Source organism: Paraburkholderia panacisoli (assembly GCF_008369935.1).
In the GTDB taxonomy this organism is placed as follows: Bacteria; Pseudomonadota; Gammaproteobacteria; order Burkholderiales; family Burkholderiaceae; genus Paraburkholderia; species Paraburkholderia panacisoli.
Map to the genome: position 1 here is coordinate 191,114 of NZ_VTUZ01000002.1, position 26,158 is coordinate 217,271.

Annotated in this window: 28 protein-coding genes; 8 read left to right on the forward strand and 20 right to left on the reverse strand. The window is 63.5% G+C overall.

Annotated elements, in window-relative coordinates:
* Nucleotides 1-50: 50 nt before the first annotated feature.
* The 7 genes from FVF58_RS03440 to FVF58_RS03465 all read right to left on the reverse strand — a co-directional run bounded on the left by FVF58_RS03440 (nt 51) and on the right by FVF58_RS03465 (nt 6,272).
* Nucleotides 51-260 (reverse strand): DUF2970 domain-containing protein, encoded by a 210-nt coding sequence (locus FVF58_RS03440; protein ID WP_149668521.1) that lies wholly within the window; start codon nt 258-260, stop codon nt 51-53.
* Between the two features lie 35 nt (nt 261-295).
* Entirely contained in the window at nt 296-910 is a 615-nt protein-coding gene (locus tag FVF58_RS03445; RefSeq protein WP_149668522.1) for a cytochrome c oxidase assembly protein, read from the reverse strand.
* Nucleotides 911-952: 42 nt separating this feature from the next.
* Nucleotides 953-1,087, reverse strand: coding sequence for a cytochrome oxidase small assembly protein (locus FVF58_RS52255; RefSeq protein WP_223191118.1), 135 nt, complete (start codon nt 1,085-1,087; stop codon nt 953-955).
* A gap of 120 nt (nt 1,088-1,207) precedes the next feature.
* On the reverse strand, nt 1,208-2,821 hold the full coding sequence (gene ctaD, locus FVF58_RS03450; RefSeq protein ID WP_042328733.1) for a cytochrome c oxidase subunit I: 1,614 nt from the start codon (nt 2,819-2,821) through the stop codon (nt 1,208-1,210).
* A gap of 44 nt (nt 2,822-2,865) precedes the next feature.
* Nucleotides 2,866-4,476 (reverse strand): cytochrome c oxidase subunit II, encoded by a 1,611-nt coding sequence (coxB, locus tag FVF58_RS03455; RefSeq protein WP_149668523.1) that lies wholly within the window; start codon nt 4,474-4,476, stop codon nt 2,866-2,868.
* Between the two features lie 63 nt (nt 4,477-4,539).
* A complete protein-coding gene (locus FVF58_RS03460) occupies nt 4,540-5,013 on the reverse strand; it encodes a DUF2244 domain-containing protein (RefSeq protein WP_149668524.1) in 474 nt (157 codons plus the stop codon).
* 293 nt (nt 5,014-5,306) lie between these two features.
* The gene (locus FVF58_RS03465; protein WP_149668525.1) at nt 5,307-6,272 is read right to left on the reverse strand and encodes a methyltransferase domain-containing protein; all 966 of its coding nucleotides are present in this window, start codon (nt 6,270-6,272) and stop codon (nt 5,307-5,309) included.
* Nucleotides 6,273-6,439: 167 nt separating this feature from the next.
* Between FVF58_RS03465 and FVF58_RS03470 the strand changes: the two genes are divergently transcribed.
* Together FVF58_RS03470 and trmL are read left to right on the forward strand one after the other, a co-directional pair.
* Entirely contained in the window at nt 6,440-7,141 is a 702-nt protein-coding gene (locus tag FVF58_RS03470) for a ComF family protein (RefSeq protein ID WP_149668764.1), read from the forward strand.
* Between the two features lie 18 nt (nt 7,142-7,159).
* Nucleotides 7,160-7,630 (forward strand): tRNA (uridine(34)/cytosine(34)/5-carboxymethylaminomethyluridine(34)-2'-O)-methyltransferase TrmL, encoded by a 471-nt coding sequence (gene trmL / locus FVF58_RS03475; RefSeq protein ID WP_149668526.1) that lies wholly within the window; start codon nt 7,160-7,162, stop codon nt 7,628-7,630.
* Here the strand turns inward: trmL and FVF58_RS03480 are convergent.
* From FVF58_RS03480 to FVF58_RS03500, 5 genes are all read right to left on the reverse strand, one after another.
* The gene (locus FVF58_RS03480) at nt 7,603-8,151 is read right to left on the reverse strand and encodes an O-acetyl-ADP-ribose deacetylase (protein ID WP_149668527.1); all 549 of its coding nucleotides are present in this window, start codon (nt 8,149-8,151) and stop codon (nt 7,603-7,605) included. The genes trmL and FVF58_RS03480 overlap by 28 nt on opposite strands.
* A 97-nt stretch (nt 8,152-8,248) precedes the next feature.
* Nucleotides 8,249-9,247 (reverse strand): NAD(P)H-dependent glycerol-3-phosphate dehydrogenase, encoded by a 999-nt coding sequence (locus FVF58_RS03485; protein ID WP_149668528.1) that lies wholly within the window; start codon nt 9,245-9,247, stop codon nt 8,249-8,251.
* A 22-nt stretch (nt 9,248-9,269) separates the two neighbouring features.
* Nucleotides 9,270-9,740 carry a protein-export chaperone SecB gene (gene secB, locus FVF58_RS03490; protein WP_149668529.1) on the reverse strand — a complete coding sequence of 157 codons (471 nt, stop codon included), beginning with the start codon at nt 9,738-9,740 and terminating at the stop codon, nt 9,270-9,272.
* A gap of 148 nt (nt 9,741-9,888) precedes the next feature.
* Entirely contained in the window at nt 9,889-10,149 is a 261-nt protein-coding gene (grxC, locus tag FVF58_RS03495; RefSeq protein WP_149668530.1) for a glutaredoxin 3, read from the reverse strand.
* Complete coding sequence (locus FVF58_RS03500) at nt 10,146-10,571, reverse strand: rhodanese-like domain-containing protein (protein ID WP_149668531.1); 426 nt, start codon at nt 10,569-10,571, stop codon at nt 10,146-10,148. The genes grxC and FVF58_RS03500 overlap by 4 nt, the downstream gene beginning before the upstream one ends.
* A gap of 137 nt (nt 10,572-10,708) precedes the next feature.
* Here FVF58_RS03500 and gpmA point away from each other — a divergent pair, with 137 nt between their 5' ends.
* The 3 genes from gpmA (at nt 10,709) to FVF58_RS03515 (ending at nt 14,282) form a co-directional block, all read left to right on the forward strand.
* The gene (gpmA, locus tag FVF58_RS03505; RefSeq protein ID WP_149668532.1) at nt 10,709-11,455 is read left to right on the forward strand and encodes a 2,3-diphosphoglycerate-dependent phosphoglycerate mutase; all 747 of its coding nucleotides are present in this window, start codon (nt 10,709-10,711) and stop codon (nt 11,453-11,455) included.
* 313 nt (nt 11,456-11,768) lie between these two features.
* Complete coding sequence (locus tag FVF58_RS03510; protein ID WP_149668533.1) at nt 11,769-13,361, forward strand: S41 family peptidase; 1,593 nt, start codon at nt 11,769-11,771, stop codon at nt 13,359-13,361.
* A 162-nt stretch (nt 13,362-13,523) separates the two neighbouring features.
* On the forward strand, nt 13,524-14,282 hold the full coding sequence (locus tag FVF58_RS03515; RefSeq protein ID WP_149668534.1) for a HesA/MoeB/ThiF family protein: 759 nt from the start codon (nt 13,524-13,526) through the stop codon (nt 14,280-14,282).
* An 87-nt stretch (nt 14,283-14,369) separates the two neighbouring features.
* Here the strand turns inward: FVF58_RS03515 and ptsP are convergent, their stop codons facing one another.
* The 7 genes from ptsP to FVF58_RS03550 form a co-directional block, all read right to left on the reverse strand.
* Nucleotides 14,370-16,118: a phosphoenolpyruvate--protein phosphotransferase gene (gene ptsP / locus FVF58_RS03520; RefSeq protein WP_149668535.1), complete on the reverse strand. Its 1,749-nt coding sequence runs from the start codon at nt 16,116-16,118 to the stop codon at nt 14,370-14,372.
* A 269-nt stretch (nt 16,119-16,387) separates the two neighbouring features.
* Complete coding sequence (locus FVF58_RS03525; protein WP_085482323.1) at nt 16,388-16,657, reverse strand: HPr family phosphocarrier protein; 270 nt, start codon at nt 16,655-16,657, stop codon at nt 16,388-16,390.
* 88 nt (nt 16,658-16,745) lie between these two features.
* Complete coding sequence (locus FVF58_RS03530) at nt 16,746-17,264, reverse strand: PTS sugar transporter subunit IIA (protein WP_149668536.1); 519 nt, start codon at nt 17,262-17,264, stop codon at nt 16,746-16,748.
* Nucleotides 17,265-17,604: 340 nt separating this feature from the next.
* Nucleotides 17,605-18,561 (reverse strand): glutathione synthase, encoded by a 957-nt coding sequence (gene gshB, locus FVF58_RS03535; protein WP_149668537.1) that lies wholly within the window; start codon nt 18,559-18,561, stop codon nt 17,605-17,607.
* A gap of 102 nt (nt 18,562-18,663) precedes the next feature.
* Nucleotides 18,664-19,953 (reverse strand): glutamate--cysteine ligase, encoded by a 1,290-nt coding sequence (gshA, locus tag FVF58_RS03540; protein ID WP_149668538.1) that lies wholly within the window; start codon nt 19,951-19,953, stop codon nt 18,664-18,666.
* 236 nt (nt 19,954-20,189) lie between these two features.
* Nucleotides 20,190-21,671 (reverse strand): ammonium transporter, encoded by a 1,482-nt coding sequence (locus tag FVF58_RS03545; protein WP_149668539.1) that lies wholly within the window; start codon nt 21,669-21,671, stop codon nt 20,190-20,192.
* Between the two features lie 44 nt (nt 21,672-21,715).
* The gene (locus FVF58_RS03550; protein ID WP_006048089.1) at nt 21,716-22,054 is read right to left on the reverse strand and encodes a P-II family nitrogen regulator; all 339 of its coding nucleotides are present in this window, start codon (nt 22,052-22,054) and stop codon (nt 21,716-21,718) included.
* A 385-nt stretch (nt 22,055-22,439) separates the two neighbouring features.
* Here FVF58_RS03550 and FVF58_RS03555 point away from each other — a divergent pair, with 385 nt between their 5' ends.
* Both FVF58_RS03555 and FVF58_RS03560 read left to right on the forward strand, forming a co-directional pair.
* Nucleotides 22,440-22,697, forward strand: coding sequence for an accessory factor UbiK family protein (locus FVF58_RS03555; RefSeq protein ID WP_149668540.1), 258 nt, complete (start codon nt 22,440-22,442; stop codon nt 22,695-22,697).
* Between the two features lie 124 nt (nt 22,698-22,821).
* Nucleotides 22,822-24,423 carry a YifB family Mg chelatase-like AAA ATPase gene (locus tag FVF58_RS03560; RefSeq protein WP_149668541.1) on the forward strand — a complete coding sequence of 534 codons (1,602 nt, stop codon included), beginning with the start codon at nt 22,822-22,824 and terminating at the stop codon, nt 24,421-24,423.
* Between the two features lie 332 nt (nt 24,424-24,755).
* On the opposite strand, the gene FVF58_RS03565 is transcribed toward FVF58_RS03560, so the two are convergent.
* Entirely contained in the window at nt 24,756-25,436 is a 681-nt protein-coding gene (locus FVF58_RS03565; RefSeq protein WP_342802397.1) for a hypothetical protein, read from the reverse strand.
* A gap of 172 nt (nt 25,437-25,608) precedes the next feature.
* Here FVF58_RS03565 and FVF58_RS03570 point away from each other — a divergent pair, with 172 nt between their 5' ends.
* The gene (locus FVF58_RS03570) at nt 25,609-26,133 is read left to right on the forward strand and encodes a TlpA disulfide reductase family protein (RefSeq protein WP_149668542.1); all 525 of its coding nucleotides are present in this window, start codon (nt 25,609-25,611) and stop codon (nt 26,131-26,133) included.
* The last annotated feature ends 25 nt before the right edge of the window (nt 26,134-26,158 follow it).

The following is a 26,158-nucleotide window of genomic DNA, read 5'->3' on the forward strand; positions in this document are numbered from 1 at the left end:
ACTCTAATTCGTGGGCCCTGCTTTGCTCGCCCTGCCGCGCGCCTGAACGTCTATCCCACTACAGCGCGCACAACCAGAATCAGCACGCCGATCAGGATCGCCGCACTGATCAACGCGGCCGCAATCACATGCAGCGGGTTCAGTTGCGCCGCATCCGCTTCCAGATCGCGCCGCTTGCGCACGCCGAAAAACGACCAGAACACGGCACGCATCGACTGGCCGAAACTGCTCTTGCGCGGGCTGCCGCCGTTATCGCTCATCTCGTCTCGTCTTCCTTCGCCCGCGGCTCGCGCCGTCAGGCGGGATTGGCGGAGGGCCCCGCCGTTTTGGCCGCGGGCGCCGCGCTCCCGGCCGTCGCCGCGGCCGGCGTGTTCAATTCGAAGAACGTGTACGACAACGTGATCGTCTTCACATCCTTCGGCAACTTCGGATCGACCACGAACACCACCGGCATCCGCTTGGTCTGATTCGCCGTCAACGTCTGTTGCGTAAAGCAGAAACACTCGATCTTCTTGAAGTACTCGGTGGCCTGCTTCGGCGCGTAGCTCGGAATGGCTTGCGCCTGAATCGTGCGCGCCTGTTCGTTGCTGACCTCGTACATCACCGTGGTCACTTCGCCCGGATGCACGTCGAGGCTGCGCTGTTCCGGCTTGAATCCCAATGGGCCGCGCGCGTTCGCGTCGAATTCGATCGAAATCGTCCGGCTCATGTCGACTTGCGTATTCTTCGCCTCGCGCGCCGTGGCATCACGCTGCACGAGATTGTTGATGCCGGTGATCTGGCAGATCGCGCGATACATCGGTATCAGCGCGAAACCGAAACCGAACATCATCAACGCGACGATGAGCAGCTTGATCAGCATCGAACGGTTGAAAGAGCGATCGGCCTGAGCCGGCGGTTGCGTCGACATCTCAATCCTCAACAAACCTGCAGACAGACTCCAACGGTCGCGTCAGGTGAAAAACCACTGCTTGATGATGACGCTCGCGAAAAAAATCGCCGCGACAATGAACATCACAAGACCTATCCGCCTGTTGCCCGCGCGAATCTGTTCGGGTGTACGTCTTTCTTGTGGATTGCGCGCCATGCTCGATTTTCTGAATACTTTCCGTGACCGGCGGCGGGTTGCTGCCGCCGCCCGGCGGCTGCCCGGTTCCGCTCGACGCTATAGCACGCCGCCGAAGCCAGGCATCTCGCCGAAGACCGCTTACTCGACGGTCGGCGGGTGTTCGAACGTGTGGAACGGAGCCGGGCTCGGCACGGTCCATTCCAGGCCCGTTGCGCCGTCCCACGGCTTGTCGCCCGCCTCTTCGTGCTCGCCGCCGCCACGGTAGGCCGGCAGCGCAACCGCGAACAGGAAGTACACCTGTGCCAGACCGAAGCCGAACGCGCCGATCGAGATGACCTGGTTCCAGTCGGTGAACTGAGCCGGGTAGTCTGCGTAACGACGCGGCATACCTGCGAGACCGACGAAGTGCATCGGCAGGAACGCGAGGTTGAAGAAGAACATCGACGCCCAGAAGTGAATCTTGCCGCGCGTTTCGTTGTACATCCAGCCGGTCCACTTGGGCGCCCAGTAGTACCAGCCGGAGAACAGCGCGAACAGCGAGCCCGCCACCAGCACATAGTGGAAGTGCGCCACCACGAAGTAAGTGCCGTGATACTGGATGTCGAGCGGGGCCATTGCGAGCATCAGGCCCGACAGACCGCCGAACGTGAACACCAGCAGGAAGCCGACTGCGAACAGCATCGGCGTTTCGAAGCTGAGCGATCCGCGCCACATCGTCGCGACCCAGTTGAACACCTTCACGCCGGTCGGCACGGCGATCAGCATCGTCGCGTACATGAAGAACAGTTGGCCCGTCACCGGCATGCCGGTGGCGAACATGTGGTGCGCCCAGACCATGAACGACAGAATCGCGATCGACGAGGTCGCGTACACCATCGAGCTATAGCCGAACAGTGGCTTGCGCGAGAACGCCGGGATCACCTGCGACACGATCCCGAACGCCGGCAAGATCATGATGTACACCTCGGGGTGCCCGAAGAACCAGAAGATGTGCTGGTACATCACCGGGTCGCCGCCGCCTGCCGCGTTAAAGAACGACGTGCCGAAGTGACGGTCGAACAGCACCATGGTGATCGCGCCTGCGAGCACCGGCATCACGGCGATCAGCAGGTACGCGGTGATCAGCCACGTCCAGACGAACATCGGCATCTTCATCAGCGTGAGGCCGGGCGCGCGCATGTTCAAAATCGTCACGACGATGTTGATCCCGCCCATGATCGACGATGCGCCCATCAAGTGGACTGCGAAAATCGCGAAGTCCATGCCCGGGCCCATTTGCGTGGACAACGGCGCGTAGAGCGTCCAGCCCGCGGCAGTCGCACCGCCCGGCGAGAAGAACGAACCCACCAGCAGCACCGCCGCCACCGGCAGCAGCCAGAAGCTGAAGTTGTTCATCCGCGCGAAAGCCATGTCCGACGCGCCGATCTGCAGCGGCACCATCCAGTTCGCGAAGCCGACGAAGGCCGGCATGATCGCGCCGAACACCATGATCAGCCCGTGCATGGTGGTCAACTGGTTGAAGAACTCGGGACGCATGATCTGCAAGCCCGGCTCGAACAGCTCGGCACGGATCATCAGCGCCATCACGCCCCCGGAGAGGAACATGGTGAACGAGAAGATCAGGTACAGCGTACCGATGTCCTTGTGGTTGGTTGCGAACAGCCAACGGCGCCAGCCATGCGGCGTTTCGTGGGCATGGTCGCCGTGCACGTGCTCGTGGCCTGCGACTACATCGTGTCCGATGCTAGACATGACAATCTCCTAAAGCGAATACTGCGGTGCTGACCATGAACACGTCAGGCAGCCGGGCTGATCTGGACACGCCGGGCTTCTTTCGCGTCGGTGCCGCCCGTGATCGTTTCCGGCTTCTTCAAAATAATATGGTCTTCGGCAATGCCGGCTGCTTTCAGCGCGTCGCGCACCGCTTCGGCACGACTCTTCGCGAGCTTCGCGTTGAGGTCGGCGGAGCCGGTGGCGTCGGTGAAGCCCGACAGCGTGAATTTCGCATCCGGATGCGCTTTCGCGTAGGCTGCAGCCGCGTCGACCGCCGCTTTCGCGTCGGCCGGCAGCGTGCTCTTGCCGGTCTCGAAGTAGATGCTGGCCGGCAATGCTTCCTGCGCCGCCGCCGCGCTATCCGAGCCGGCCGCCGCAGCTTCCGCACCCGAAGCCGCCGCTGCGCCGCTTGCCGCTGCACCCGCGTCGGTCAGATGGTTGCCGCCTTCCGGCAGCTTGCCGTTACGGGCGTCCGCCACCTGCTTCGGCTGGAGAATGTCACCTGTGTGGTTGCCCCAGGAGTTGCGTTCGTACGTGATTACCGACGCGATTTCGACGTCGTTCAGCGTCGGCGCCCACGAAGGCATCGCGTTCTTGCCCTTCAGCACCAGGCTCACGTGCTCGGCGATCGCGCCATTCGCAATCTTGCTGCCGTCGAGCGCCGGAAATGCGCCCGCGCCCTTGCCGGTCGGCTGGTGGCAGACCGCGCAGTTCGCCGCATACACCTTGCCGCCGCGATCCATCAGCTCGGCCATCGTGTAGGTCTTATTAGGATCGTCCTGGCCAGCGGCCATTTTCTTCTTCTGCTCGTCGACCCACTTCGCGTAGTCTTCGGCGGACAGCACCTCGACCACGACCGGCATGAACGCGTGTTCCTTGCCGCACAGTTCGGTACAGAAGCCGCGGAACGTGCCGACCCGGTTAGCCTTGAACCAAGTGTCGCGCACGAAACCCGGAATCGCGTCCTGCTTCACGCCGAAGGCCGGCACGTACCAGGAGTGGACCACGTCGTTCGCGGTGGTGATGATGCGGATTTTCTTGTCCACCGGGACGACCAGCGGATTGTCGACTTCCTGCAGATACAGCGTGGAAATCGGCTTGCGGCCTTCGGTTTCGGCGCGCGGCGTGGCCAGCGTGGACAGGAAGCCGATGCCCTCGCCCGGACCCTTCACGTAGTCGTAGCCCCATTTCCACTGGTAGCCGGTGACCTTGATCGTGAGGTCCGCGTTCGTGGTGTCCTTCATCGCGACGACGGCTTTTGTGGCGGGCAGCGCCATCAGCACGACGATCACGAACGGCACGATCGTCCAGATGATTTCAACGGTGGTGCTTTCGTGGAAATTCGAAGCTTTGTGGCCCTTCGATTTGCGGTGAGCAAAGATCGAATAGAACATGACGGCGAACACGCCGACAAAGATGACCGTACAAAGAGCCAGCATGAACATGTGGAGGCTGAAGAGCTCCTCAGCGATTCTCGACGCAGGCGGCTGGAGATTGATCGCGTTGACGGCAGGGCCGCCCGGAGCATCGCCCACTGCCAGGGCGGCACCGGCGAAAAGCAGTCCGCTCATCGCCAGCACGCTCATGAGCGCTCGCTTGATTGTTTTCATAGCTTCCTTACCCAAATTTTCCATTCAAACCCTCGACCCCGCTGGCCTGTCCCGCGCTCCCCTTGAACCGCGCGTGCCCCGCCGCGTCTAACAACGCGAGAGCCACATACGCAATTCGCCTGCGAACTGCGCGCGCCGATACTGCGCGAGATGTTGCCCGATCATGATCGTCTGGCCGCGCGAGACCAGTTTGATCTGGTCACGCGGCGTTGAGCCCGGCTCGACCCGCACCCAGCGCGGATTGAATTCGAACTGCGTGAGCTGCTCGGCGCTGACCTGCTCGATCACCAGCCGGTTCGGAAACAACCGGACGCGTTCGTAATCGACAGCATGACGCGCATAAATGGCAAACGCGATGCCCACCGCGAGCAATTCGATACCGGTGAACGGCAACACCAGCCAGGCGCCGACCAGAACCAGCATGAAAGCAATTGCCAACGAGAACAACGCAAGCGACACATAGAGACATACGAACTGCCGCGGCGACATCGAACAGTTGCGTTTCATTGTCCAGTCTTTGAGGACCGGTTCTGAATCCGCCAGCAGATCTGTTGCGTCCACCGCTGCCTCCCGCGAATCACCGCCTTCGGCCATTTCTCGCGGCCATCGATTCCGGCCGCGCGAACCCTACCGCGTCACTTCATGTTGCAGCCCTGCGCCTCGGGCCTGCCGCCCCAAATGTGGGAACTCCGGGCGACAAACTGACGCATTATAGGCGCGATCCATAGCATCCACAAGCAAGCCCCGATTGGCCCACAAGCCAGGCGTGACAAGCCTTAGCGCCGTTTTGACCCGCCTTTTGCGGGTCTTGCGAAGTGCAAATTTCAGACATAACGGATGTCCTCTTTACCGCTTCAACGATTCCTCGACGGACCTCGTCCGATGTCCTCGATTCGCACGATGCCGTGTCCTTCGGCCGTGGTGCGAGGCACCGCTTTCCATGCGTGTCCGTAGATCACCTCGAAGGTCAGCGCGATCGTGCCGTCGGCCCGGCGGCGCGATTCGAGCGCCGCCAGCAAGGCCTTGTGCAGCCTGCGCGCGGCAGCGCCGGACAATGCTTCGCGCTCGAACGGATACGCACCCCAGCGGCGTACGTCGGCAAGCAGCGACTCGGGCGACTTGTAGGTGATGGTGAGGGTTTCCTGGTCCATCACGGGAATTTCGAAGCCGCTTTCGACCAGCATATCGCCGAGGTCGTGCATGTCGACAAAGTCGATCACATGCTTGCGCGACGCCACGCCGTGCGCGGCCTCGACCTCGGCGTAGGCGCCACGCAATTCCTTAAGCGTGTCCGGGCCGAGCGTGCTGAACATCAGCAGGCCGTTCACCTTGAGCACGCGCTGCCACTCGGGGAACACGAGATCGGGCCGCGAGTGCCAATGCAGCGCCAGATTGGACCAGATGAATTCAAAGGCGCCGGACGCGAACGGCAGCGCCGAGAAGTCGGCCTGCGCGAACCGCGGGCCGCGCGCGCCGAGCGCCTTGCCGAGCGACGCCGGCAAAAAGCGCCGCCAGCTCGTGTCGCCCGCATCGTGGTGCAACGCGCGCGTCAGCATGCCGTGCGACAGATCGGAGCCGAACACCGGCGCCTCGGGAAAGCGCTCGCGCAATGCGGGGATGTCTTCGCCCGCGCCGCAACCGGCATCGAGCACGCTAGAGGGTGCAACCTTGATGTAATCGAGACGCTCGCGCATGCGCTGCGCAATCTCGCGCGGCAGGAACGCAACCTCGCCGAAGGTCGCGGCGCGGCGGTCGAAAATACGCCTTAGGCGCTGGGAATCATAGGCCGGACGGCCAGATTGAGCGGAAGTTGGGGGCATGAGTGTCGTGCTGGCGTAGAGCAGGAAGTATACTCGTTCGCTTCCCTGCATTCAGCGTGAAAGGCCTTCGCGGGCGTCCCCTCGTGTTATTGCGACCATTTTCCAACTCTTCCGGCGGCAGCTTCGCGCGTTTCGCGCGCCGTCTGCATTCGGCGTGGCCGCATGTGATGCACGCCGTACTGCCGAACCTATGCGCGTTGTGCGGCAATATGTCGCACAAAACGTTGTGCGCCGGCTGCGACGAGGCGTACTGGAACGAGAGCCGCCTGCGCTGCACCGTGTGCGCGGTGCCTTTGCCGGCGACGCGATGGTCGAGTCGCGCGCGCTATCGTTGCGCGGACTGCATTGCCGAGCCACCGCCGTTCGATGCGACCTTCGCGCTCGCCGACTACCGCGCACCGCTCGACACGCTGGCGGTGGGCCTGAAATTCCGCGCGCGGCTGATGCTCGCGCGTGAGTTCGCACAGCGCCTCGCGCGGCTCGCGCAAGACGGCCGGCAAGATGATTCCGACTGGCCCGATGTGATCGCGCCGGTGCCGCTCGCCGGCCAACGTCTGACCGAGCGCGGCTACAACCAGGCATGGCAGATCGCCAGGCCCTTGGCCCGCGCGCTGAATGTACGCAGCGACGCCACCTTGCTGCAGCGGGTGGTCCACACCGCGCCGCAGTCGCGGCTCGATCTCGACGCGCGCCGCCTGAACGTCGGCGGAGCGTTCAGGGCCACGCGAGCGGTGCGCGGTCTGCACGTCGGCATCGTCGACGATGTGATGACGACCGGCGCGACGCTCGAGGCGCTCGCGCGAACGCTCAAAGCCGCCAGGGCGCGGCGGGTCACGAACTTCGTCGCGCTGCGCACACCGAAAAACTAGTCTCCACGTGGTCTCACTATGTTCAATGTCGTTCTCGTAGAACCGGAAATCCCGCCGAACACCGGCAACGTGATTCGCCTGTGCGCCAATACCGGCGCCCGGCTGCATCTGATCGAGCCGCTCGGCTTTCCGCTCGACGACGCCAAACTGCGGCGCGCCGGCCTCGACTATCACGAGTATGCGCAAATGAATGTGCATGCCGATTGGGCCGCGTTTGTCGCGAAAGAAACGCCGGACCCGGCACGCATGTTCGCGTTCACCACGCGCGGCTCGGGTCGCTTTCACGAGCATGCGTTCCAGTCAGGCGACTGGTTCGTGTTCGGCGCCGAAACGCGCGGCCTGCCCGACGCGGTGCTCGACCAGTTCGCCAACGATCAGCGCGTGCGTCTGCCGATGCGCCCCGGCAACCGCAGCCTGAATCTGTCGAATACCGTCGCGGTCGTGGTGTTTGAAGCGTGGCGTCAGACCGGCTTCGACGGCGGCGCGTGACGGCGCTTCAATTCGCCTTCGTAGCGCGCGAACATCGCGTCGTCGAAGCAGGCGAACACCACCTGTTCGATTTGCGGGGTGCGCGGCAACGTGTCGAGCACCGTGGCGAGCGCGATCCGCACCGCGTCGTCGGCTGGGAAACGGTAGATGCCGCAACTGATTGCGGGAAACGCAATGCTCTTGCACCGCGCGTCGTGCGCCAGTTCCAGCGAGCGCCGGTAGCACGACGCGAGCAGATCGGTCTCGCCGTGCGCGCCGCCTCGCCACACCGGGCCGACCGCGTGAATCACGTGGCTGGCCGGCAAGCGGTAGCCGCGCGTGAGTTTCGCATCGCCCGTCGCACAGCCACCCAATGTTTCACATTCGTGCAGCAAGTCCTTGCCGGCCGCGCGATGGATTGCGCCGTCCACGCCGCCTCCGCCCAATAGCGACGTGTTCGCCGCGTTGACGATCGCATCCACGTCGAGCGTGGTGATGTCGACCACGCGCGCTTCCAGCGTGCAGGCATTGAATGTGAGCATGAGAGCCTCGCCGATCCGAAACGTCGATGAAAACGTGGACAGCGATAAGGGGCAGCCGTTCAACGCTGAAGCGCGCTAAACGGCTGAAAGACAACGCTTATTCAGCTTTGGAATCGCGCCGCAGCAGGGCGCTGACGGCGTCGCGAGGCGCTACGCCGTCGAACAGCACGGCACAGACCGCTTGCGTGATCGGCATCTCGATCGCGTGCGCGCGTGCGATCGCAAGAACCGCTTGCGCACAACGCACGCCTTCGGCCACGTGACCGAGGCCGCCGAGAATGTCGTCGAGCGTGCGGCCCGCGGCGAGTTGGAGGCCGACCGTGCGGTTGCGCGACAGATCGCCGGTAGCGGTCAGGATCAGATCGCCCAGGCCGGTCAAGCCGGTGAATGTTTCCGCCCGGCCGCCGAGCGTCACGCCGAGGCGCGACATTTCCGCCAGCCCGCGCGTGATCAACGCCGCGCGCGCATTCAGGCCGAGGCCGAGACCATCGGCAATGCCCGTCGCAATGGCGAGCACGTTTTTCACCGCGCCACCCACTTCCACGCCGACGATGTCGTCGCCGGTATAGATGCGCATCGCGTCATGATGAAACGCGGCGACCGTGTGCTCGCGGCACGCCGCCGACGCGCTCGCGATCGTCAGCGCGACCGGCAAGCGCTGCCCGACTTCGCGCGCGAAGCTCGGACCGGACAGCACGCCGTTGCTGCGATGCTCCGGCAACTCGGTCGCGACCACCTGATGCGGCAGCAACTGCGAATCGGCTTCGAAACCTTTGCACAACCACACCACGTGCGCCGGCACCTTGCCTGCGTCGCGCATCGCGCGAAACAGACCGCGCAGTCCGGCCACCGGTGTCGCCACGACGCATAAGGCGTCGTCGGCGAGCGCGTGGTCGAGCACTGCGCTCAGGTCCGCTTCGTAGCGAAGCGCCGCCGGCAAAGCAACGCCCGCCAGATAGCGGGCGTTTTCATGCGAAGCATGGAGATCGGCGATGAGCGCGGGCTCGCGCGCCCACAACACCGTGTCGTGCCGTGAGGCCAGATGGCCGGCGAGGGCCGTGCCCCATGCGCCGGCGCCGAGGACAGCAACCTTCATAGCCGGCACCGCCTGCGACACGTTAGTGCGTGACGCCGTTCTGCGCCGCGCCGTCCTGACTGCCCAACTGCGCGAGACGTTGCTCGTAGAGCGCCTGGAAGTTGATTTCGGCGAGGTGGATCGGCGGGAAGCCGGCGCGGGTGATCGCGTCGGCGATGTTCGAGCGCAGGTACGGGAACAGGATCGTCGGGCAGGCAATGCCGACCAGCGGATCGATCTGCTCGGCCGGGATGTTGCGGATGTCGAAAATGCCGGCCTGCTTGGCTTCGATCAGGAACGCGACCTTGTCCGACACCTTGGCCGTAACGGTGCCCGTGACGAGGATTTCGAACACGGTGTCGGCGAGGCGCTCGGCCTTCACGTCGACTTCGACTTCGACCGACGGCATTTCCTGCTCGAGGAAGATGCCCGGCGAATTCGGCTGCTCGAGCGACATGTCCTTCAAATAGATGCGCTGGATGTTGAAGAACGGCTGGTTATTCTCGTCGGACATGATTGAGTGATTCCTGATAGGTATGCATGGTGGCGGCGCATGATTGCATGGCCGCCAGATCGTTGCGGCGTCTCGCCCGTCCCGGCAGGACAGACACACGCCGGCTTGTATTTCACCCGCCCGCTCGCGCGCCCGGGGGCGCGCGAACTCAGGCGGCTTCGAGCAGCGGCATCAAACCGCCCGCGCGATCGAGCGCGGACAGGTCATCGTACCCGCCGACATGCGTCTCGCCGATGAACACCTGCGGCACCGTGCGACGACCGGTCCGGGTCATCATCTCCTCACGACGGGCCGGATCTTTGTCGATCAGCACCTTTTCAACCTGCTCGACGCCGCGCGACTTTAAAAGACGTTCGGCCATCTGGCAATACGGGCACACCTGGGTGCTGTACATGATCACTTTGTTCACTTCGCTGCTCCTTGTTTCACAACCGGCATACCGGCTTTCTGCCAGGCGTCGACACCGCCTTCGAGAACGTGGACTTCCGCGTAGCCTGCATCCTGCACGATACGCGCTGCCTTGTTCGACTGCTGGCCGGTCTGGCATACCAGCAGCACCGGGTTGCTCTTGTTCTTCACGAGTTGCGCGACCTTCGCCTGCAACTCCGCGAATTCAAGGTGCCGTGCCGCGGGCAAATGCCCTTTGGCGAAGTCGGCGGACGAGCGTAGATCGATCACCGCCGCGTTGCGCCGGTTGATCAGTTGCGTGGCTTCAGCGGCCGACAGGCCGCCGCGGCCGCGCCGGCTGATCGTCGGCCACAGCAGCAACCCACCGGAGATGAGGACGATCGCGATCAGTACAAGGTTTGTGTAATCAGTGAAAAACTTCACGGAAAATCCGCCGAAAAAGAGAGAAATCGAAAAGGGCAATCGAGCCATTATAAAATAACCGTCTGACGCGATGGCGGCGCTCCTCTAAAGGACCCTCGCTGCGCTTTACCGCTTCCTTACTACCGACCGGCAATCTCATGTACAAACTCGTTCTCATCCGCCACGGCGAATCGACGTGGAACAAGGAAAACCGCTTCACGGGGTGGGTCGACGTCGACCTCACCGAGCAGGGCAACCTGGAAGCGCAGCAATCCGGCATGCTGCTGAAAGACTCCGGCTACACGTTCGACATCGCCTACACGTCGGTGCTCAAGCGCGCGATCCGCACCTTGTGGCACGTGCAGGACAAAATGGATCTGATGTACCTGCCGGTCGTGCATTCGTGGCGTCTGAACGAACGCCACTACGGCGCGCTGTCTGGCCTGAACAAGGCCGAAACCGCCGCGAAATTCGGCGACGAGCAGGTGCTGGTCTGGCGCCGCAGCTACGACACGCCGCCGCCGGCGCTGGAGCCGACGGACGAGCGCGCGCCCTACGACGATCCGCGTTACGCCAAGGTGCCGCGTGAACAACTGCCGCTCACCGAGTGCCTGAAGGACACGGTCGCACGCGTGCTGCCGCTGTGGAACGAGTCGATCGCGCCGGCCATCAAGTCGGGCCGCAAGGTCGTGATCGCCGCGCACGGCAACTCGATCCGCGCATTGGTCAAGTACCTCGACGACATCTCGGACGACGACATCGTCGGTCTGAACATCCCGAACGGCGTACCGCTCGTCTATGAACTCGACGAGAACCTGAAGCCGATCAAACACTACTATCTGGGCGACCAGGAAGCCATTGCGAAGGCGCAAGCCGCGGTTGCCAGCCAGGGCAAAGCAGGCTGATTCCGCCGTCGCGCCGCGGGCCGTTGCACTGAAAAGTACCGCAGAGCAGAGGCCAGCGGGCCGCGGGCCGCGCCAGCTGGCCACGCGTACCGGCCGGCACGGCCGGCCTCGTGCAAGTGAGCCGTTCGAGCCGCCATCCGCGTGTTACGGCAGATTACTTCGCTAGCGCGAGCCCCATCGCACGAACCAGCTCTGGTCTGCACTGTCGAATCACGATTGTCCGCCCTGCCCCCTGACTGGGCGGGTGTGCAGTTATACTTGTCCGTCCAATCTCAATCGACGCTGCCACGCGCTTCCGACCGCAACAGACTCTATGCGAAAGAACCTGAAAAATATCGGCCTGATTGCCGCGGGCCTTGCTACCGGTGCATTTGCCACCCTGCAACTGTCCGCCTCGGCCCAGCAACCCGCTAGCGCCGCCGCACCTCTGCCGCTAGACCAGCTCAGGCTCTTTGCCGAAGTGTTCGGACAAATCAAGCACGAATACGTCGAACCGGTCGACGACAAAAAGCTCCTCACCGCCGCGATCAAGGGCATGGTGTCGAGCCTCGACCCGCACTCGTCGTATCTCGACAAGACCGATTACGAGGAACTGCAGGAGCAGACCAAGGGTCGCTTCGCGGGTCTGGGTATCGAGATTTCGTCGGAAGACGGCCTGATCAAGGTGATTTCTCCGATCGAAGACACGCCCGCGTTCCGCGCCGGCATCCGTCCGGGCGACCTGATCACCCGCATCAACGACAAGCCCGTGCGCGGCATGACGCTCGACCAGGCGGTCAAGCAGATGCGCGGCGAGCCGGGCACCAAGGTCACGCTCACGATCTTCCGCAAGACCGACGACCGCACGTTCCCGCTCACGGTGACGCGCGCGATCATCAAGGTCCAGTCGGTCAAGGCGAAGATTCTGGCGCCGGGCTTCGCGTACGTGCGCGTCACCAGCTTCCAGGAACGCACCACGCCTGATCTGGCCGCCAAGCTGCAAGACATTGCGCGTCAGGAGCCGAACCTGAAGGGTCTTATCCTCGATCTGCGCAACAACGGCGGCGGTCTGCTGCAAAGCGCGGTCGGCGTGGCCGGCGCGTTCCTGCCGCCGAATTCGGTAGTGGTGTCCACCAACGGCCAGATTCCCGATTCGAAGCAGGTCTATCGCGACACCTACGACAACTACCGCCTGCAGTCCTTCGACAACGATCCGCTGAAGGACATCCCGGCAATCTTCAAGACCGTGCCGATGGTCGTGCTGACCAACGCGTATTCGGCGTCGGCGTCGGAAATCGTCGCGGGCGCGCTGCAGGATCAGCATCGTGCGCTGATCCTCGGCAAGACCACCTTTGGCAAGGGTTCGGTGCAAACCGTGCGCCCCATGACGGCGGACACCGCGCTGCGCCTGACCACCGCGTACTACTACACGCCGAGCGGCCGTTCGATCCAGAACAAGGGCATCCGCCCCGACATTCCGGTCGATCAGTACGCAGAAGGCGATCCGGACGACGCGCTCGTGACCCGCGAAGTCGACTACTCGAATCACCTTGCGAACACACAAGACCCGAACGAGAAGAAGGAAGCGGAACAGCGCGAACAGGAACGCATGGACCAGTTGCGCCAGCTTGAAGAGCAGAACGACAAGAAGACGCCGGAACAGCGTCAGAAGGATCGTGAGCGCAAGCCGGTGGAATTCGGTTCGAACGACGACTTCATGATGCAGCAGGCACTGGACAAGCTCGAAGGCAAGCCGGTTCAGGAATCGAAGTCGCTGACCGAGCGTCGTCTTGCGCAGAACAAGCCGGCCACGTCGGCGTCCGCGCCGGTCGCGGTGAAGCCGACCCAACCGGTTCCGGGTGGATCGGGAACGGCCCCGGCCGCAGTTCCGGCGCCTGGCTCGGCTCCGGCTACGCAAGGCAAGTAAGCAGCAACCCTCGCGAGTCTTCACGGCGAATCATGCCGCGAAGATTCGCCGCAGGACCCTCTACGAGCCGCACCCTTCGCGCGACTAAAATAACAGCCACGAAACGCGCGTTGCAGCCCGCAGGTCTGAGTCCCATTGCGCGACACACTCGCGCGCCCCGCCATGAATGACGATCAACTCCTCCGTTACTCCCGCCACATCCTCGTCGACGAAATCGGCATCGAGGCGCAGCAGCGCTTTATCGACGCGCACGCGATCATCATCGGCGCGGGCGGTCTGGGTTCTCCCGCGGCCATGTACCTCGCGGCGGCAGGCGTTGGTCGTCTGACACTGGTCGACGCCGATACGGTTGATTTGACCAACCTGCAGCGGCAGATCCTGCATGTGAGCGCGTCGGTCGGGCGCCGGAAGGTGGACTCCGGACGCGACGCGATCGCGCAGATCAATCCCGAGGTGGTGGTGAACGCGGTCGCCGAGCGGGTCGACGATGTTTGGCTCGATCGCGAGGTGCCCCATGCGACCGTCGTGCTCGATTGCACCGACAACTTCGCGACACGTCACGCGATCAACCGCGCGTGCGTGAAGCATCGCGTGCCGCTGGTATCGGGTGCGGCGTTGCGTTTCGACGGCCAGATCAGCACGTTCGATTTCCGCGATGAAGCGTCGCCCTGCTATGCGTGCGTGTTCCCGGAAGACCAGCCGTTCGAAGAAGTCGCGTGCTCGACGATGGGTGTGTTCGCGCCGACGGTCGGCATCATCGGTTCGATGCAGGCCGCCGAAGCGCTCAAGGTGATTGGGGAAATCGGCACGCCGTTGCGGGGCCGTCTGATGATGCTCGATTCGCTGCGGATGGAATGGAACACGATGCGCGTTGGGCGCCAGCCGGATTGTCCGGTATGCGGCGAGCCGCATCGGACTTGATGTCTGCGCTGAACCAAAGCTGAACGGAAAACGCCGCACACGAGTGCGGCGTTTCACATTGGGACACGCGCCCGGCTAGCCGACCCTTCAGGCCTCCGCGACTCGCTTGAGCGCGGCCTGCACCTCTTCCGGTTCGAAAGAAGCGAGCACATCGGCCACCGGCTTCTCCAGCGTCTTCAGATGCGAACGCAGCACCTCCTGCTTGACCTCCAGTAACTGGCTCGGATGCATCGAAAACTCGGTCAGACCCATGCCGAGCAACAGACGCGTCAACGCCGGATCCCCCGCCATCTCACCGCACACCGACACCGGCACGCCCGCGCGCTTCGCCTCGCGCAGCGTGAAGGCGATCAGATGCAGCACCGCCGGGTGCAACGGGTCGTACAGATGCGCCACCGAGTTGTCCGCGCGATCGATTGCCAGCGTGTACTGGATCAGGTCGTTGGTGCCGATCGACAGGAAATCGAGCCGCTTCAGGAACAGCGGCAACGCAATGGCGGCAGCCGGAATCTCGATCATCGCGCCGACCTGCACGTTCGGATCATAGGTAATACCCGCGTCGTCCAGTTGACGCTTGGCTTCGCGAATCAGATCGAGCGTCTGGTCGATTTCCTGCGCATGCGCGAGCATCGGAATCAGAATCTTCACCTTGCCGAACGCCGATGCGCGCAGAATCGCGCGCAATTGCGTGAGGAACATCTGCGGCTCCGACAGGCTCCAGCGAATCGCCCTGAGCCCCAACGCGGGATTCGCGGCGGTCTCGTAGCCGTCGCCGCCGCCCATCGAATCGAGCGGCTTGTCGGCGCCGACGTCGATCGTGCGGATCGTGACCGGCAACCCGTTCATCAACTCGACCGCCCGACGGTACGCGTCGAACTGCTCTTCCTCTTCGGGCATGCGGTACTTGTGATTCATGAACAGAAACTCGGTGCGGAACAGGCCGACGCCGGTCGCCCCCGAGTTGACCGCCGCGCGCGCGTCGTCCGGCAGCTCGATGTTCGCGCACAACTCGATGCGTGTACCGCACAGCGTTTGCGTCGGCGAGAATTTCAGGCGCTGCAGCTTGCGCTGCTCCAGTTCTTTTTCGCTTTGACGGTACGAGTATTCCTCGAGCACGATCGGCGCGGGATCGACGATTACGATGCCGTGATCGCCGTCGACAATGATCAGGTCGTCCTGACGGATCAACGCGCTCGCATGCTGCACGCCGACCGCGGCCGGAATGCCCAGACTGCGCGCGACGATCGCCGTATGCGAGGTGCGGCCGCCGAGATCCGTGACGAAGCCCTGAAACGTCTGCGTCTTGAACTGCATCATGTCGGCGGGTGCGATGTCGTGCGCGACTACGATCATCTCGTCACATGCGCCGTGCACGCCATGCCCGAGCGTAGCCGACGCCCCCGCGAGCGCCTTCAGCACGCGCTCCACCACTTGCTCGATGTCGGCTTTGCGCTCGCGCAGATATTCGTCTTCGATATCGTCGAAATGGCGCGACAGTCGCTCCAGCTGTTCGGTCAGCGCCCACTCCACGTTGTAGCGGCGCGTGCGGATCAGGTCGATGGTCTCCTGCACGAGCATCGCATCGTTCAGGATCATTGAATGAACGTCGATGAACGCGCCCATTTCGCTCGGCGCGTCCGCGGCGAGATCGGCGCGCAGCGTGTGGAGCTCCCGATGCACGTGTTGCTGGGCCGCGCGAAAGCGCTCCACCTCCCCGTCGATCTGGGCGGGTTCGATCAGATAGTGGTCTACGTCAAGTGCGGCCGGTGCGATCAGATAGGCCCGCCCAATGGCGATACCGCGTGACACGGGAATTCCATGCAGCGTGAAGGACACGCGCACCTCCTCTAGTTGTGTGATGCCGCGGCAAACCGCTGCAATGCTCTCAGACTATCGTCGTCATTATAAATTCCGCGCCCTCCGCGCGAGTGTCACGGGTGTGTGCAGCGCAGCACGAATTAACGCAATCAATACGACAACCCGCCTTCAGCCGCTTTCGTTTCAACGACGCGAGTAGTGTGGGGTGATCTGCCATTGTCGCGCGCTAAAAAAAACGCCGCGGACAGCCGCGGCGTTGGTGCTCATTGCAACGTGCACGCGCGACTTCACTGACCCTCGCCGAATTTATCGGCAATCAGTTTCAACAATGCGTCCATCGCATCTTTTTCGTCGGCGCCTTCCGTTTCGATCAGCACCGTGCTGCCGATGCCCGCGGCCAGCATCATCACACCCATGATGCTTTTGGCATTGATGCGGCGGCCATTGCGGCTCATCCAGATTTCCGCCTGGTAGTTGCCCGCGAGTTGCGTCAACTTGGCCGACGCACGTGCGTGCAGCCCCAGCTTGTTCACAATAGTCGTTTCCTGTTGAAGCATGTGATGTCCAGAGCGCGGGTAATGTGTTGTGAAAGGTGAACCTGCAAGCAAAGCACTTGCGACGCGTTTGAAGGGTGACGCGGTCCGCTTACAAACCGGCCGCGTCGGTCTTCTGGGTCAGGTCAGCCTCAGCCGGCAATGCGGGCAGACAGTCGCCGGGCGCAGCATCCGGTGGCAACGCCGGCGAGCAGTCGCAGGACGCCGGCACGGGCGCCGGGGTAGCGGGTCCGATCGCATGCACGCCCTTGGTCGCGCCGGTGAGCGCCTTGTCGACCAGCGTGTCGAGCGGCGTCGCGCGATAACACACCGCGCGCACCAGCATCGGCAAATTGACGCCGCATAGCACGCGCACATTCGGCACCGTGGCGAGTCGGCCCGCGATATTCGCCGGCGTCGCGCCGAACATATCCGTGAGCACGAGCGCGCCGTTCTCTTCCTTCAGCCGCTCGATTTCCGAATAAGCGAACGCGACCATTTCCGTCGGTTCGCAATTGGGCGATACGTCGATCACGCCGATGCGCGCCGGCAAGCCACCATAGATGTGCGAAATACAATCGCGCAACGCGGTGGCAAATGGAGCGTGCGCAATGATCAGAATGCCTGCCATGTCAGCCTTACTACAAAAGAACGGCCTCGAACCGTGGACCGGGACGAAGCCCGATTCGTCAGCGCCCTCGACCGGCCGTGGGTCATGAGAGCCGGAACGCACCCTTTGACGAGCGACTGCCGACGCGTGGCGCGATGCCGGCGCCGCCGAAGCCCTGCTCGTTCACCTTCCGCGAGCCGTGCCGCCGACGCCCGTCACAAGGCATCGATCCGGCTTGGCGCGGAAGAGCGGGCATTGTATCAGGCTCATTTTCCCGCCAAATACGGCGCCGCGCTCGCGGCGACTTGCCTCGATCTACTACTCAGGTTGGGCGCCCCGGCGCGCATTCAAGGCCCGCGCTTCAAGCCGCCGCGCGCTCCAGCGCGTCGATGAACATCGCGGCCACGTCGAAGCCGGTCTGATCCATGATCTCGCGGAAACACGTCGGACTCGTCACGTTGACTTCGGTCAGCCAGTCGCCGATCGCATCCAGCCCGACCAGCAACAGACCGCGCGCCGCGAGCACCGGCGCGAGCGTGTCGGCGATCTTGCGATCATGCTCGGTGAGCGGGCGCGCGACGCCCAACCCGCCGGCCGCCAGGTTGCCGCGCACTTCATTCCCCTGAGGAATACGCGCGAGCGAATACGGCACGGCTTCGCCGCCGATCAGCAAAATACGCTTGTCGCCCTCCTTGATCTCGGGGATGAACTTCTGCGCCATCACCGAACGCGCGCCGTCATGGCTCAACATTTCGATGATCGAGCCGAGGTTCATGCCGTCGGCCTTCACACGAAACACGCCCATGCCGCCCATGCCGTCGAGCGGCTTGAGGATCACGTCGCCGTGCTGCTCATGGAACGCGCGCAAACGGCTCGCGTCGCGCGTGACCAGCGTGGGCGTGACGAATTGCGCGAACTCGCCGATCGCCAGCTTTTCCGAATGATCGCGAATCGCCTGCGGCTTGTTGAAGATGCGCGCGCCGCCGCGCTCGGCCAATTCGAGCAGCCACGTCGACGTCACATATTCCATGTCGAACGGCGGGTCCTTGCGCATCACCACCGCAGTGAAGCTTTTCAACGCGCGCGGCGCCGCGGGGTCAGCGGCGTACCAGACGTCGCGATGCAGATCGGTCACGTCGCCGACGATCGCCACACGCTGCACGTTCGCTTCGACGTCGCCGCCCGTCCACGCCAGATGCTTCGGCTCGCACGTGTACACCACGTGGCCGCGGCGCGCCGCTTCCGCCATCATCGAATAGGTCGAGTCTTTGTAGATCTTGAACTGCTTGAGCGGATCGGCGATGAAAAGAATATCCATGAAGGTTCCGGTGCGCCCTGACGGGCTTGGCATTGATCGTAAATATAGTCGGTGAAAATGGCGATGGCGGCACGCATGCCGCCATCGGCCACCTCGGGTGGCTTAGACCTGGATCGCTTCCGGATCGGTCTTTTCCAGTTCGACCGATGCGGCCAGCAGTCCGAGCCGCGCCACCACGCCGTACATGTAGAAGCGGTTCGGCGGCGCCGCGCCGGGCTTGGCGTGTGCGTCGGGCAGCGCCGTATGCTCGAAGCCGAGCGGCACGAAGTGCATGCCGGGCGCGTTCAGATTCTGGTCGCGCTCGCGGCTGCCGTGCACGCGGTAAAAACCGCCCACCACATAGCGGTCGATCATGTAGACGACCGGTTCCGCGACTTCTTCACCGATGCGCTCGAAGGTGTACACGCCTTCCTGCACGATCACGTCGTGCACTTCGAGGCCGTCCTTGGTGGCCGCCATCTTCGCGCGTTCGCGCTTGGTGAGCGCGGCCACTTCGGATGCGTCGTGCACGGTCATCACACCCATGCCATAGGTGCCCGCGTCCGACTTGATGACGACATACGGTTTCTCGGAGATGCCGTACTCGCGATACTTCTTGGCGATCTTCTTGAGGACGCCGTCGATCGCGTCGGTCAGCGCTTCCTCGCCGGTGCGCTCCTGGAAATCAACGCCTTCGACGTGCGCGAAGTACGGATTGATCATCCACGGATCGATCTCGACCATCTTCGCGAACTTTTTCGCAACGTCGTCATAGCAGGAGAAATGCGTCGATTTGCGGCGCACCGCCCAGCCCGCATGCAACGGCGGCAGCAGGTACTGCTCGTGCAGATTTTCGAGCACAGGCGGAATGCCGCCCGACAGATCGTTGTTCAGCAGAATCGAGCACGGGTCGAAATTCTTCAGGCCGAGGCGCCGCTGCGAACGCTCGAGCGGTTCGAGCACGAGCTTCTGCCCGTCCGACAGCGCGATCGTGACGGGACCATTGATGCTTTCGTCGAGCGTACCGAAACGCACGTTCAAACCGGCCTGACGCATGATCGCGGCCAGACGCGCGACGTTTTCCAGGTAGAACGCGTTGCGCGTGTGGCGCTCGGGAATCACCAGCAGGTTCTTCGCGTCCGGGCAGATCTTCTCGATCGACGCCATCGCGGCCTGCACGGCGAGCGGCAATACTTCCTGCGGCAAGTTGTTGAATGCGCCGGGGAACAGATTGGTGTCGACCGGCGCGAGCTTGAAACCAGCGTTACGCAGATCGACGGAACAGTAGAACGGCGGCGTGTGCTCCTGCCATTCGAGCCGGAACCAGCGTTCGATGGCGGGTGTGGCGTCGAGGATCTTCCGCTCGAGATCGAGCAGCGGGCCGTTTAACGCCGTAACTAGGTGCGGAACCATTGATCACTCGCAGACTGGAGAAAAAAGATTGTAGAGCAAATGCTTTGTCCATTTGGGGACGGTTTCTCCATTCGCAAGCGGACGCGAATGCATTCTCGCTATGGCGATGATAGGCAGGAAAAACTGCCGCTTGCAAGAGAGCGGACAAGAAAAAAGCCCGCCATGAAGGCGGGCCAAATCGCTGTGCTTACACCGTGATCCAGCGAGCCCGGGAGCGCGGGCTCGCGGAGCGTTCCTTATTCGACGTGCTCGCCATGCAGGCTCACGTCCAGGCCTTCGCGCTCCTGTTCTTCCGTCACGCGGATGCCCATCACCATGTCGATGACCTTCAGCAGGACGAAGCTCACGACGCCACTGTAGATCAGCGTCGTCAGCACGCCCTTGGCTTGCAGAATCACGCTGCCGTCCGCGCCGCCGATGTCCTTGACCGCGAACACACCGGTCAGCAGCGCACCCACGATCCCGCCGATGCAGTGCACGCCGAACGCGTCGAGCGAATCGTCGTAACCGAGCTTGTGCTTGAGCCACGTTGCCGACCAGAAGCAGACCACGCCGGCCACGATACCGATCACCAGCGCGCCGAGCGTACCGACGAAGCCCGAAGCCGGCGTGATCGCCACCAGACCCGCGACCGCGCCCGACACGATGCCGAGCACCGACGGCTTACCCTTGGCCGCCCACTCGGCGAACATCCAGGCGAGTGCCGCTGCGGCGGTTGCCACTTGCGTGGCGAACATCGCGAAACCGGCACGGCCGTCAGCCGCCACCGCCGAACCCGCGTTGAAGCCGAACCAGCCCACCCACAGCATTGCGCCACCGATCAGCGTGAGCGTCAGGTTGTGCGGCGCCATCGCTTCCTTGCCGTAGCCGATACGCTTGCCGAGCACGAGCGCGCAGACCAGCGCCGCGATACCGGCGTTGATGTGCACCACCGTGCCGCCCGCGAAGTCGAGGATGCCCGCTGAAGCCAGCCAGCCGGTCGGTTCCCAGACCATGTGCGCGATCGGCGAGTAGACGATGATCGACCACAGCGTCATGAACACCAGCATCGCCGAGAATTTCATACGGTCGGCAAACGCGCCCGTGATCAGCGCCGGGGTGATGATCGCGAACGTCATCTGATAGACGCAGTAGACCGTTTCCGGGATCGTCGGGGCCAGATGGCTGACGGTCAGCGTCGTGGCCTTGTCGCCCTTGACGTAGTTCATGCCCGCCATGAAGACGCGCGAGAAGCCGCCGATGAACGAGCCGCCCGGTGTGAAGGCAATGCTGTAGCCCACCACGATCCAGACGATCGTCACGACGCAGGTGATCGCGAAGCTTTGCATCAGGATCGCGAGCACGCTCTTCTTGCGGACCATGCCGCCGTAGAACAGCGCCAGACCGGGGATCGTCATGAACAGCACGAGCGCGGTGGAGGTCAGCATCCAGGCGGTGTCGCCCGAATTGATCTTCGACGAATCGACCGAGAACGGCGCGGTCGGGGCTGCCGGTGCTGCCTCGGATGCAGCAGGCGCGCTGGCAGCCGCAGCGGCGGAAGCGTCAGCGGCCGGCGCCGAAGCGGCGGGTGCAGCCGAAGCGTCCGGCGCCGGCGCGCTGGCCGTCGCCTCAGGAGCCGAGGCCGCGGCAGGAGCGGAAGCGTCGTCCGCGAGGGCGGCGCCCATACCGCCCGCGACCAGCGAACCGGCCATCAGCAGGGACATCAATAATTTGCGCATCTTTCGTTTCCTCTTGTCGCTATTTGTGTCGCAATCTTTTCGTATTACAGAGCGTCCGCGCCGGTCTCACCGGTGCGAATCCGGATCACCTGTTCGATCGGCGTGACGAATATCTTGCCGTCGCCGATCTTGCCGGTGCGTGCCGCGCGTTCGAGCGCTTCGATCGCCTGGTCGACGATGTCGTCCGAGACAGCCGCCTCGATCTTCACCTTCGGCAAGAAGTCGACCACGTATTCAGCCCCCCGATACAGCTCCGTGTGGCCCTTCTGACGGCCGAACCCCTTGACTTCCGTCACCGTGATGCCCGAGACGCCGATGGCCGACAAGGCTTCGCGCGCCTCATCGAGCTTGAACGGCTTGATGATTGCGGTAATGAGTTTCATGACATCCCTCGCTAAGTTGCGTAACCCGTTTGCGTACCCATAACCTGTTCGCGTGGTCTCGTTTCACTGCCGGGGAAAAGCTTCCGACAGTGCGCGCGGGGCAGTAACAGCAACTCGCATGCCATGTTGTGTCAGACTGCGCCCCGCGCGCTTCGCGCAAGGGGCACAAGCGGCCTTGGCCGGATGGCTAACGATGGCGGCGCGCGGTGGCGCGGCGTATGGATCGTTGCTAGAGTGTCCGAAGGGTTTGGACGCAGAGGCGCGCACCAAAGCCGCTCATGCGGCAGCAGCGCTTAACGCGGCACGCACCAAGATTGCCCATGCGGGGCGACCGAGCACAGGCGTAACGAGAAATGCACATCTTTTGTGCACAAAGGGGAACACCATGAAACAACCGAACGATGTTTTTAACGACTTTCAGGCTCGCATGAGCGAGCTGTTCAAGAACTCGCCGGCCAAAGATGTCGAACGCAACGTCAAAGCCATGCTATCGCAGGGCTTTTCGAAACTCGATCTGGTCACGCGCGAGGAATTCGATACGCAGACTCAGGTGCTGGTGCGCACCCGCGCGCGCCTCGAAGAACTGGAGCGCCGCGTCGCCGAACTCGAACAGAAGCTGCCGGTCACGACGCAAATGCCCTAATCACGCGCTGCTCGCAGCGCACTAGCTGCGTCGTGCTGCACATCACAGGCAAGCGAGCCGTGACGTCATCAGCGTTTTAGGGGACTCGCGCGCGCCCTTGGCGCGCCGTCCGGCGGGAGAAAACATGTCGCTTGCCGTGGTGCGCAGTCGCGCGCCGGCCTCCGGCCGCGCGCCCGAAGTAACCGTCGAGGTTCACCTCGCGAACGGATTACCCTCTTTTTCGATCGTCGGCCTTCCTGATCTGGAAGTGCGCGAAAGCCGCGAGCGCGTGCGCGCGGCGCTGCAAAACTGCGGCTTCGATTTCCCGGTCCGGCGCATCACCGTCAATCTCGCTCCCGCGGATTTGCCCAAGGAATCCGGCCGCTTCGATCTGCCGATCGCGCTCGGGATACTCGCCGCGAGCGGACAGATTCCCGCTGAATCCTTGCTGTATCGAGAGTTTGCCGGCGAACTGTCGCTGACGGGCGCACTGCGGCCGATGCGCGGCGCGTTCGCGATGGCTTGCGGGACCGCGCGCAGCGCTGTTGCCCAGAGCGGTAGTGCGGCGGCTTCGCTTTCATCGCTTTCCAGCGAGCCGGCAACGGCCCACATCCCGCCGGACCGCATTCCACAGCTCTACCTCCCTGCGTCCAGCGCGGCGGAAGCGGCGCTCGTACCCGGCGTCGATGTCTACGGCGCAGCTGACCTGCCGTCGCTGTGCGCACATCTGACGGACACACCCGACGCGCGGCTCGCCCCCGTCGCCGCGCCGGACCTCGCGGATACCGGGCCCGCCCTCGTTCCTGACATGGCCGACGTGATCGGTCAGCGCGCCGCGCGGCGCGCGCTCGAAGTGGCTGCGGCCGGCGGGCATCACGTGCTGCTGATCGGGCCGCCCGGCGCGGGCAAGTCGATGCTCGCCGCCCGCCTGCCGGGCCTGCTGCCGCCGATGACCGACGACGAAGCGCTCAGCTCCGCCGCCCTGCTGTCCGCGAGCCGCGCCGGTTTCAGCCCGGCGCAGTGGCGGCAGCGGCCGTTTCGCGCGCCACACCATTCGTCGAGCGCGGCGGCCCTGGTCGGCGGACGCAATCCACCGCAACCCGGCGAAATCACGCTTGCGCACCTGGGCGTGTTGTTTCTGGACGAGCTGCCCGAATTCGATCGCGTGGTCCTCGAAACGCTGCGCGAGCCACTCGAAGCTGGCCGCATCACGATCTCGCGCGCCGCCTTGCAGGCGGATTTCCCGGCGGCCTGCCAATTGATCGCCGCGATGAACCCCTGTCCATGCGGATGGCGCGGCGACCCAGGCGGCCGCTGCCGCTGTACGGCGGAGATTGTGGCTCGCTATCTGCGCAAGCTGTCCGGCCCGCTGCTCGACCGGATCGACATCCAGCTCGAGATTCCGGCGCTCACGCCGGCTGAGTTGTCGGCCCGGGCGACCACGACGGGCGAAGCGAGCGCGGCCATCGCGCGGCGGGTCTGCCTCGCGCGCGAGCGGCAATTGCTCAGGCAAGGCAAGACCAATCATGAACTGGCTGGACGTGAAGTGGACGAAGTCTGCCGTCCCGACCCGGCGGGTGAATCTCTGTTGCGCGAAGCCGGCGAGCGCTTCGGCTGGTCGGCGCGTGCTTACTACCGGGTGCTGAAGGTCGCGCGCAGCGTCGCCGATCTGGCCGGTTCAGCGATGCCGGGTGCCGCCCAGATCGCGGAAGCGATCCAATATCGCCGGGCTTTTGGCTCGGGATGAAGAGAAAAATATGCTGTCAAGACTTGACTTATGCACATGTACGCGCTCCCGATAGATTTTGATACATCTGAAAGGCGCATCGAAAGTCGCCTCCCAAAGCCTTTGATTTGATTGATTTTTTTAAAACGGTGCACACGGGCGACCGCTGACAGAATGCCCACGGGATGGGCATCTACGGCAAATGGCGTCGAGTTCTCAACAGAGTTATCCACAGGCGCGTCGCGAAAGTGGAAAACTTCAACGTAAACCGGGAATTAGCGCGTGATGCTGCGAAGGAACTTTCACTGCCCGCGGCAATCCATCACGCGCCGAATCGGCCAAAAATGCCGATTTCAATACAGCTGGAACGACGAAAAAAACTGGTCGACCTGTTCCTGCGGCAACGGCTTGGAAGCGATGATCGCCGCCTGGTAGACATGCCGTCCGCGCGCCGCCAGCCGCGCGTAGACGGTGCGCATTTCGTGCTGCGAGCCTGCTTCGCCGCTCAGCTTCATTTCGAGCCCCGGCACCTTGCCGCCTGCGGCGAGCGGGATTTGGACCGCATGCGCATCCGGCGCCGCGCCTACGTTACGGGCGAGGCCGTCGCGCAGAAAATCGAGCGCGGCGCGCTGGGTGACTTCGTGGTCGTCCGGCAGCATCACCGTACCGACCGCGAACACCGCGTTGCCCGCCTCGGCTGTCTGCATAGCCATCTGCATCGGCGCGCCGTCGATTTGCACCGCGCGCTGATCGTTGCCCGGCTTCGCCGGAAAGTCGACGGTGTAGCCATTGTCGTTGTTCATGATGGTGCGCCAGTCGAAAGTCGGCGAGCAGGCACTCAGCGCGACGCCGAGCGCCAGCGTGCCGAGCACCGCACGCCCCCGCGGCAGTCCCGAAGAAGCGCCTGGAGAACCGGCCGGCCGCGTCTCAGCGGACGGATCACGCCGGCAGCGGCTACCCAGGACAAAACACAAAGGGATTCGGGACAGAAAATGGCAAACGCGGCGGCTAACGCGGCAAGCAACTCGGAACATGGGGACAGAAGATCAGACTGACCAGAACGTAAAACCCTATTATCCGCTGCCGACTCCGCTCCTGCCGCGCCAGCGGAATGGAGCTACAATAACGGCGCCATCCTGCACCGGGGCTAGCGCCCCAACCGACCCACTGTCCCGCGCGCTCCGCGCGACTCCCGAGGTTCTGTTCATGAGCTCCAACCCCTCCGCCGCCCGGCGCGCGAACCCGCTTCGCTACCTCATCGCGGCTGCCGTGGCCATCGCGCTGGCCGTCGCCGGGTATTTCGCGTTTGCCGGCCAACAGCGCGTGCCCGATGCGACCTTCACGCTGCTGTCCGGCCAGAAGCTCACGACCGCCGACCTCAAAGGCAAGGTCTACCTCGTCAACTTCTGGGCGACGAATTGCGACACCTGCATGAAAGAGATGCCGCAGATGGTCGAGACCTATAACCGCTTCAAGGGGCAGGGCCTCGAATTCGTCGCGGTCGCAATGAATTACGACGCGCCGATGTACGTGACCAATTACACGCAAACGCGTCAGTTGCCGTTCAAGGTTGCGATGGACGACGGCTCGGCCGCCAAGCAGTTCGGCAACGTGCAGCTCACGCCAACCACGTTCCTGATCGACAAAGACGGCAAGATTCTGAAGCGCTACGTCGGTGAGCCGCAGTTCGCGGAACTCGACCAGTTGCTGGAAAAAGCGCTGAAGGCGTAACGCCAGCCAGCCCATTCTGAACCGA

Excerpts from the sequence above, each read along its gene's own strand:
- ctaD (WP_042328733.1), bottom strand. The coding sequence starts at position 2,821 with ATGTCTAGCATCGGACACGATGTAGTCGCAGGCCACGAGCACGTGCAC.
- FVF58_RS03560 (WP_149668541.1), top strand. The coding sequence starts at position 22,822 with ATGTCGCTTGCCGTGGTGCGCAGTCGCGCGCCGGCCTCCGGCCGCGCG.
- gshA (WP_149668538.1), bottom strand. The coding sequence starts at position 19,953 with ATGGTTCCGCACCTAGTTACGGCGTTAAACGGCCCGCTGCTCGATCTC.
- FVF58_RS03440 (WP_149668521.1), bottom strand. The coding sequence starts at position 260 with ATGAGCGATAACGGCGGCAGCCCGCGCAAGAGCAGTTTCGGCCAGTCG.
- FVF58_RS03510 (WP_149668533.1), top strand. The coding sequence starts at position 11,769 with ATGCGAAAGAACCTGAAAAATATCGGCCTGATTGCCGCGGGCCTTGCT.
- gpmA (WP_149668532.1), top strand. The coding sequence starts at position 10,709 with ATGTACAAACTCGTTCTCATCCGCCACGGCGAATCGACGTGGAACAAG.
- FVF58_RS03555 (WP_149668540.1), top strand. The coding sequence starts at position 22,440 with ATGAAACAACCGAACGATGTTTTTAACGACTTTCAGGCTCGCATGAGC.
- FVF58_RS03570 (WP_149668542.1), top strand. The coding sequence starts at position 25,609 with ATGAGCTCCAACCCCTCCGCCGCCCGGCGCGCGAACCCGCTTCGCTAC.
- FVF58_RS03550 (WP_006048089.1), bottom strand. The coding sequence starts at position 22,054 with ATGAAACTCATTACCGCAATCATCAAGCCGTTCAAGCTCGATGAGGCG.
- FVF58_RS03530 (WP_149668536.1), bottom strand. The coding sequence starts at position 17,264 with ATGGCAGGCATTCTGATCATTGCGCACGCTCCATTTGCCACCGCGTTG.
- FVF58_RS03470 (WP_149668764.1), top strand. The coding sequence starts at position 6,440 with ATGCACGCCGTACTGCCGAACCTATGCGCGTTGTGCGGCAATATGTCG.
- gshB (WP_149668537.1), bottom strand. The coding sequence starts at position 18,561 with ATGGATATTCTTTTCATCGCCGATCCGCTCAAGCAGTTCAAGATCTAC.
- FVF58_RS03480 (WP_149668527.1), bottom strand. The coding sequence starts at position 8,151 with ATGCTCACATTCAATGCCTGCACGCTGGAAGCGCGCGTGGTCGACATC.
- FVF58_RS52255 (WP_223191118.1), bottom strand. The coding sequence starts at position 1,087 with ATGGCGCGCAATCCACAAGAAAGACGTACACCCGAACAGATTCGCGCG.
- FVF58_RS03445 (WP_149668522.1), bottom strand. The coding sequence starts at position 910 with ATGTCGACGCAACCGCCGGCTCAGGCCGATCGCTCTTTCAACCGTTCG.
- FVF58_RS03485 (WP_149668528.1), bottom strand. The coding sequence starts at position 9,247 with ATGAAGGTTGCTGTCCTCGGCGCCGGCGCATGGGGCACGGCCCTCGCC.
- trmL (WP_149668526.1), top strand. The coding sequence starts at position 7,160 with ATGTTCAATGTCGTTCTCGTAGAACCGGAAATCCCGCCGAACACCGGC.
- FVF58_RS03515 (WP_149668534.1), top strand. The coding sequence starts at position 13,524 with ATGAATGACGATCAACTCCTCCGTTACTCCCGCCACATCCTCGTCGAC.
- FVF58_RS03545 (WP_149668539.1), bottom strand. The coding sequence starts at position 21,671 with ATGCGCAAATTATTGATGTCCCTGCTGATGGCCGGTTCGCTGGTCGCG.
- coxB (WP_149668523.1), bottom strand. The coding sequence starts at position 4,476 with ATGGAAAATTTGGGTAAGGAAGCTATGAAAACAATCAAGCGAGCGCTC.
- FVF58_RS03565 (WP_342802397.1), bottom strand. The coding sequence starts at position 25,436 with ATGTTCCGAGTTGCTTGCCGCGTTAGCCGCCGCGTTTGCCATTTTCTG.
- FVF58_RS03465 (WP_149668525.1), bottom strand. The coding sequence starts at position 6,272 with ATGCCCCCAACTTCCGCTCAATCTGGCCGTCCGGCCTATGATTCCCAG.
- FVF58_RS03525 (WP_085482323.1), bottom strand. The coding sequence starts at position 16,657 with ATGCTTCAACAGGAAACGACTATTGTGAACAAGCTGGGGCTGCACGCA.
- secB (WP_149668529.1), bottom strand. The coding sequence starts at position 9,740 with ATGTCCGACGAGAATAACCAGCCGTTCTTCAACATCCAGCGCATCTAT.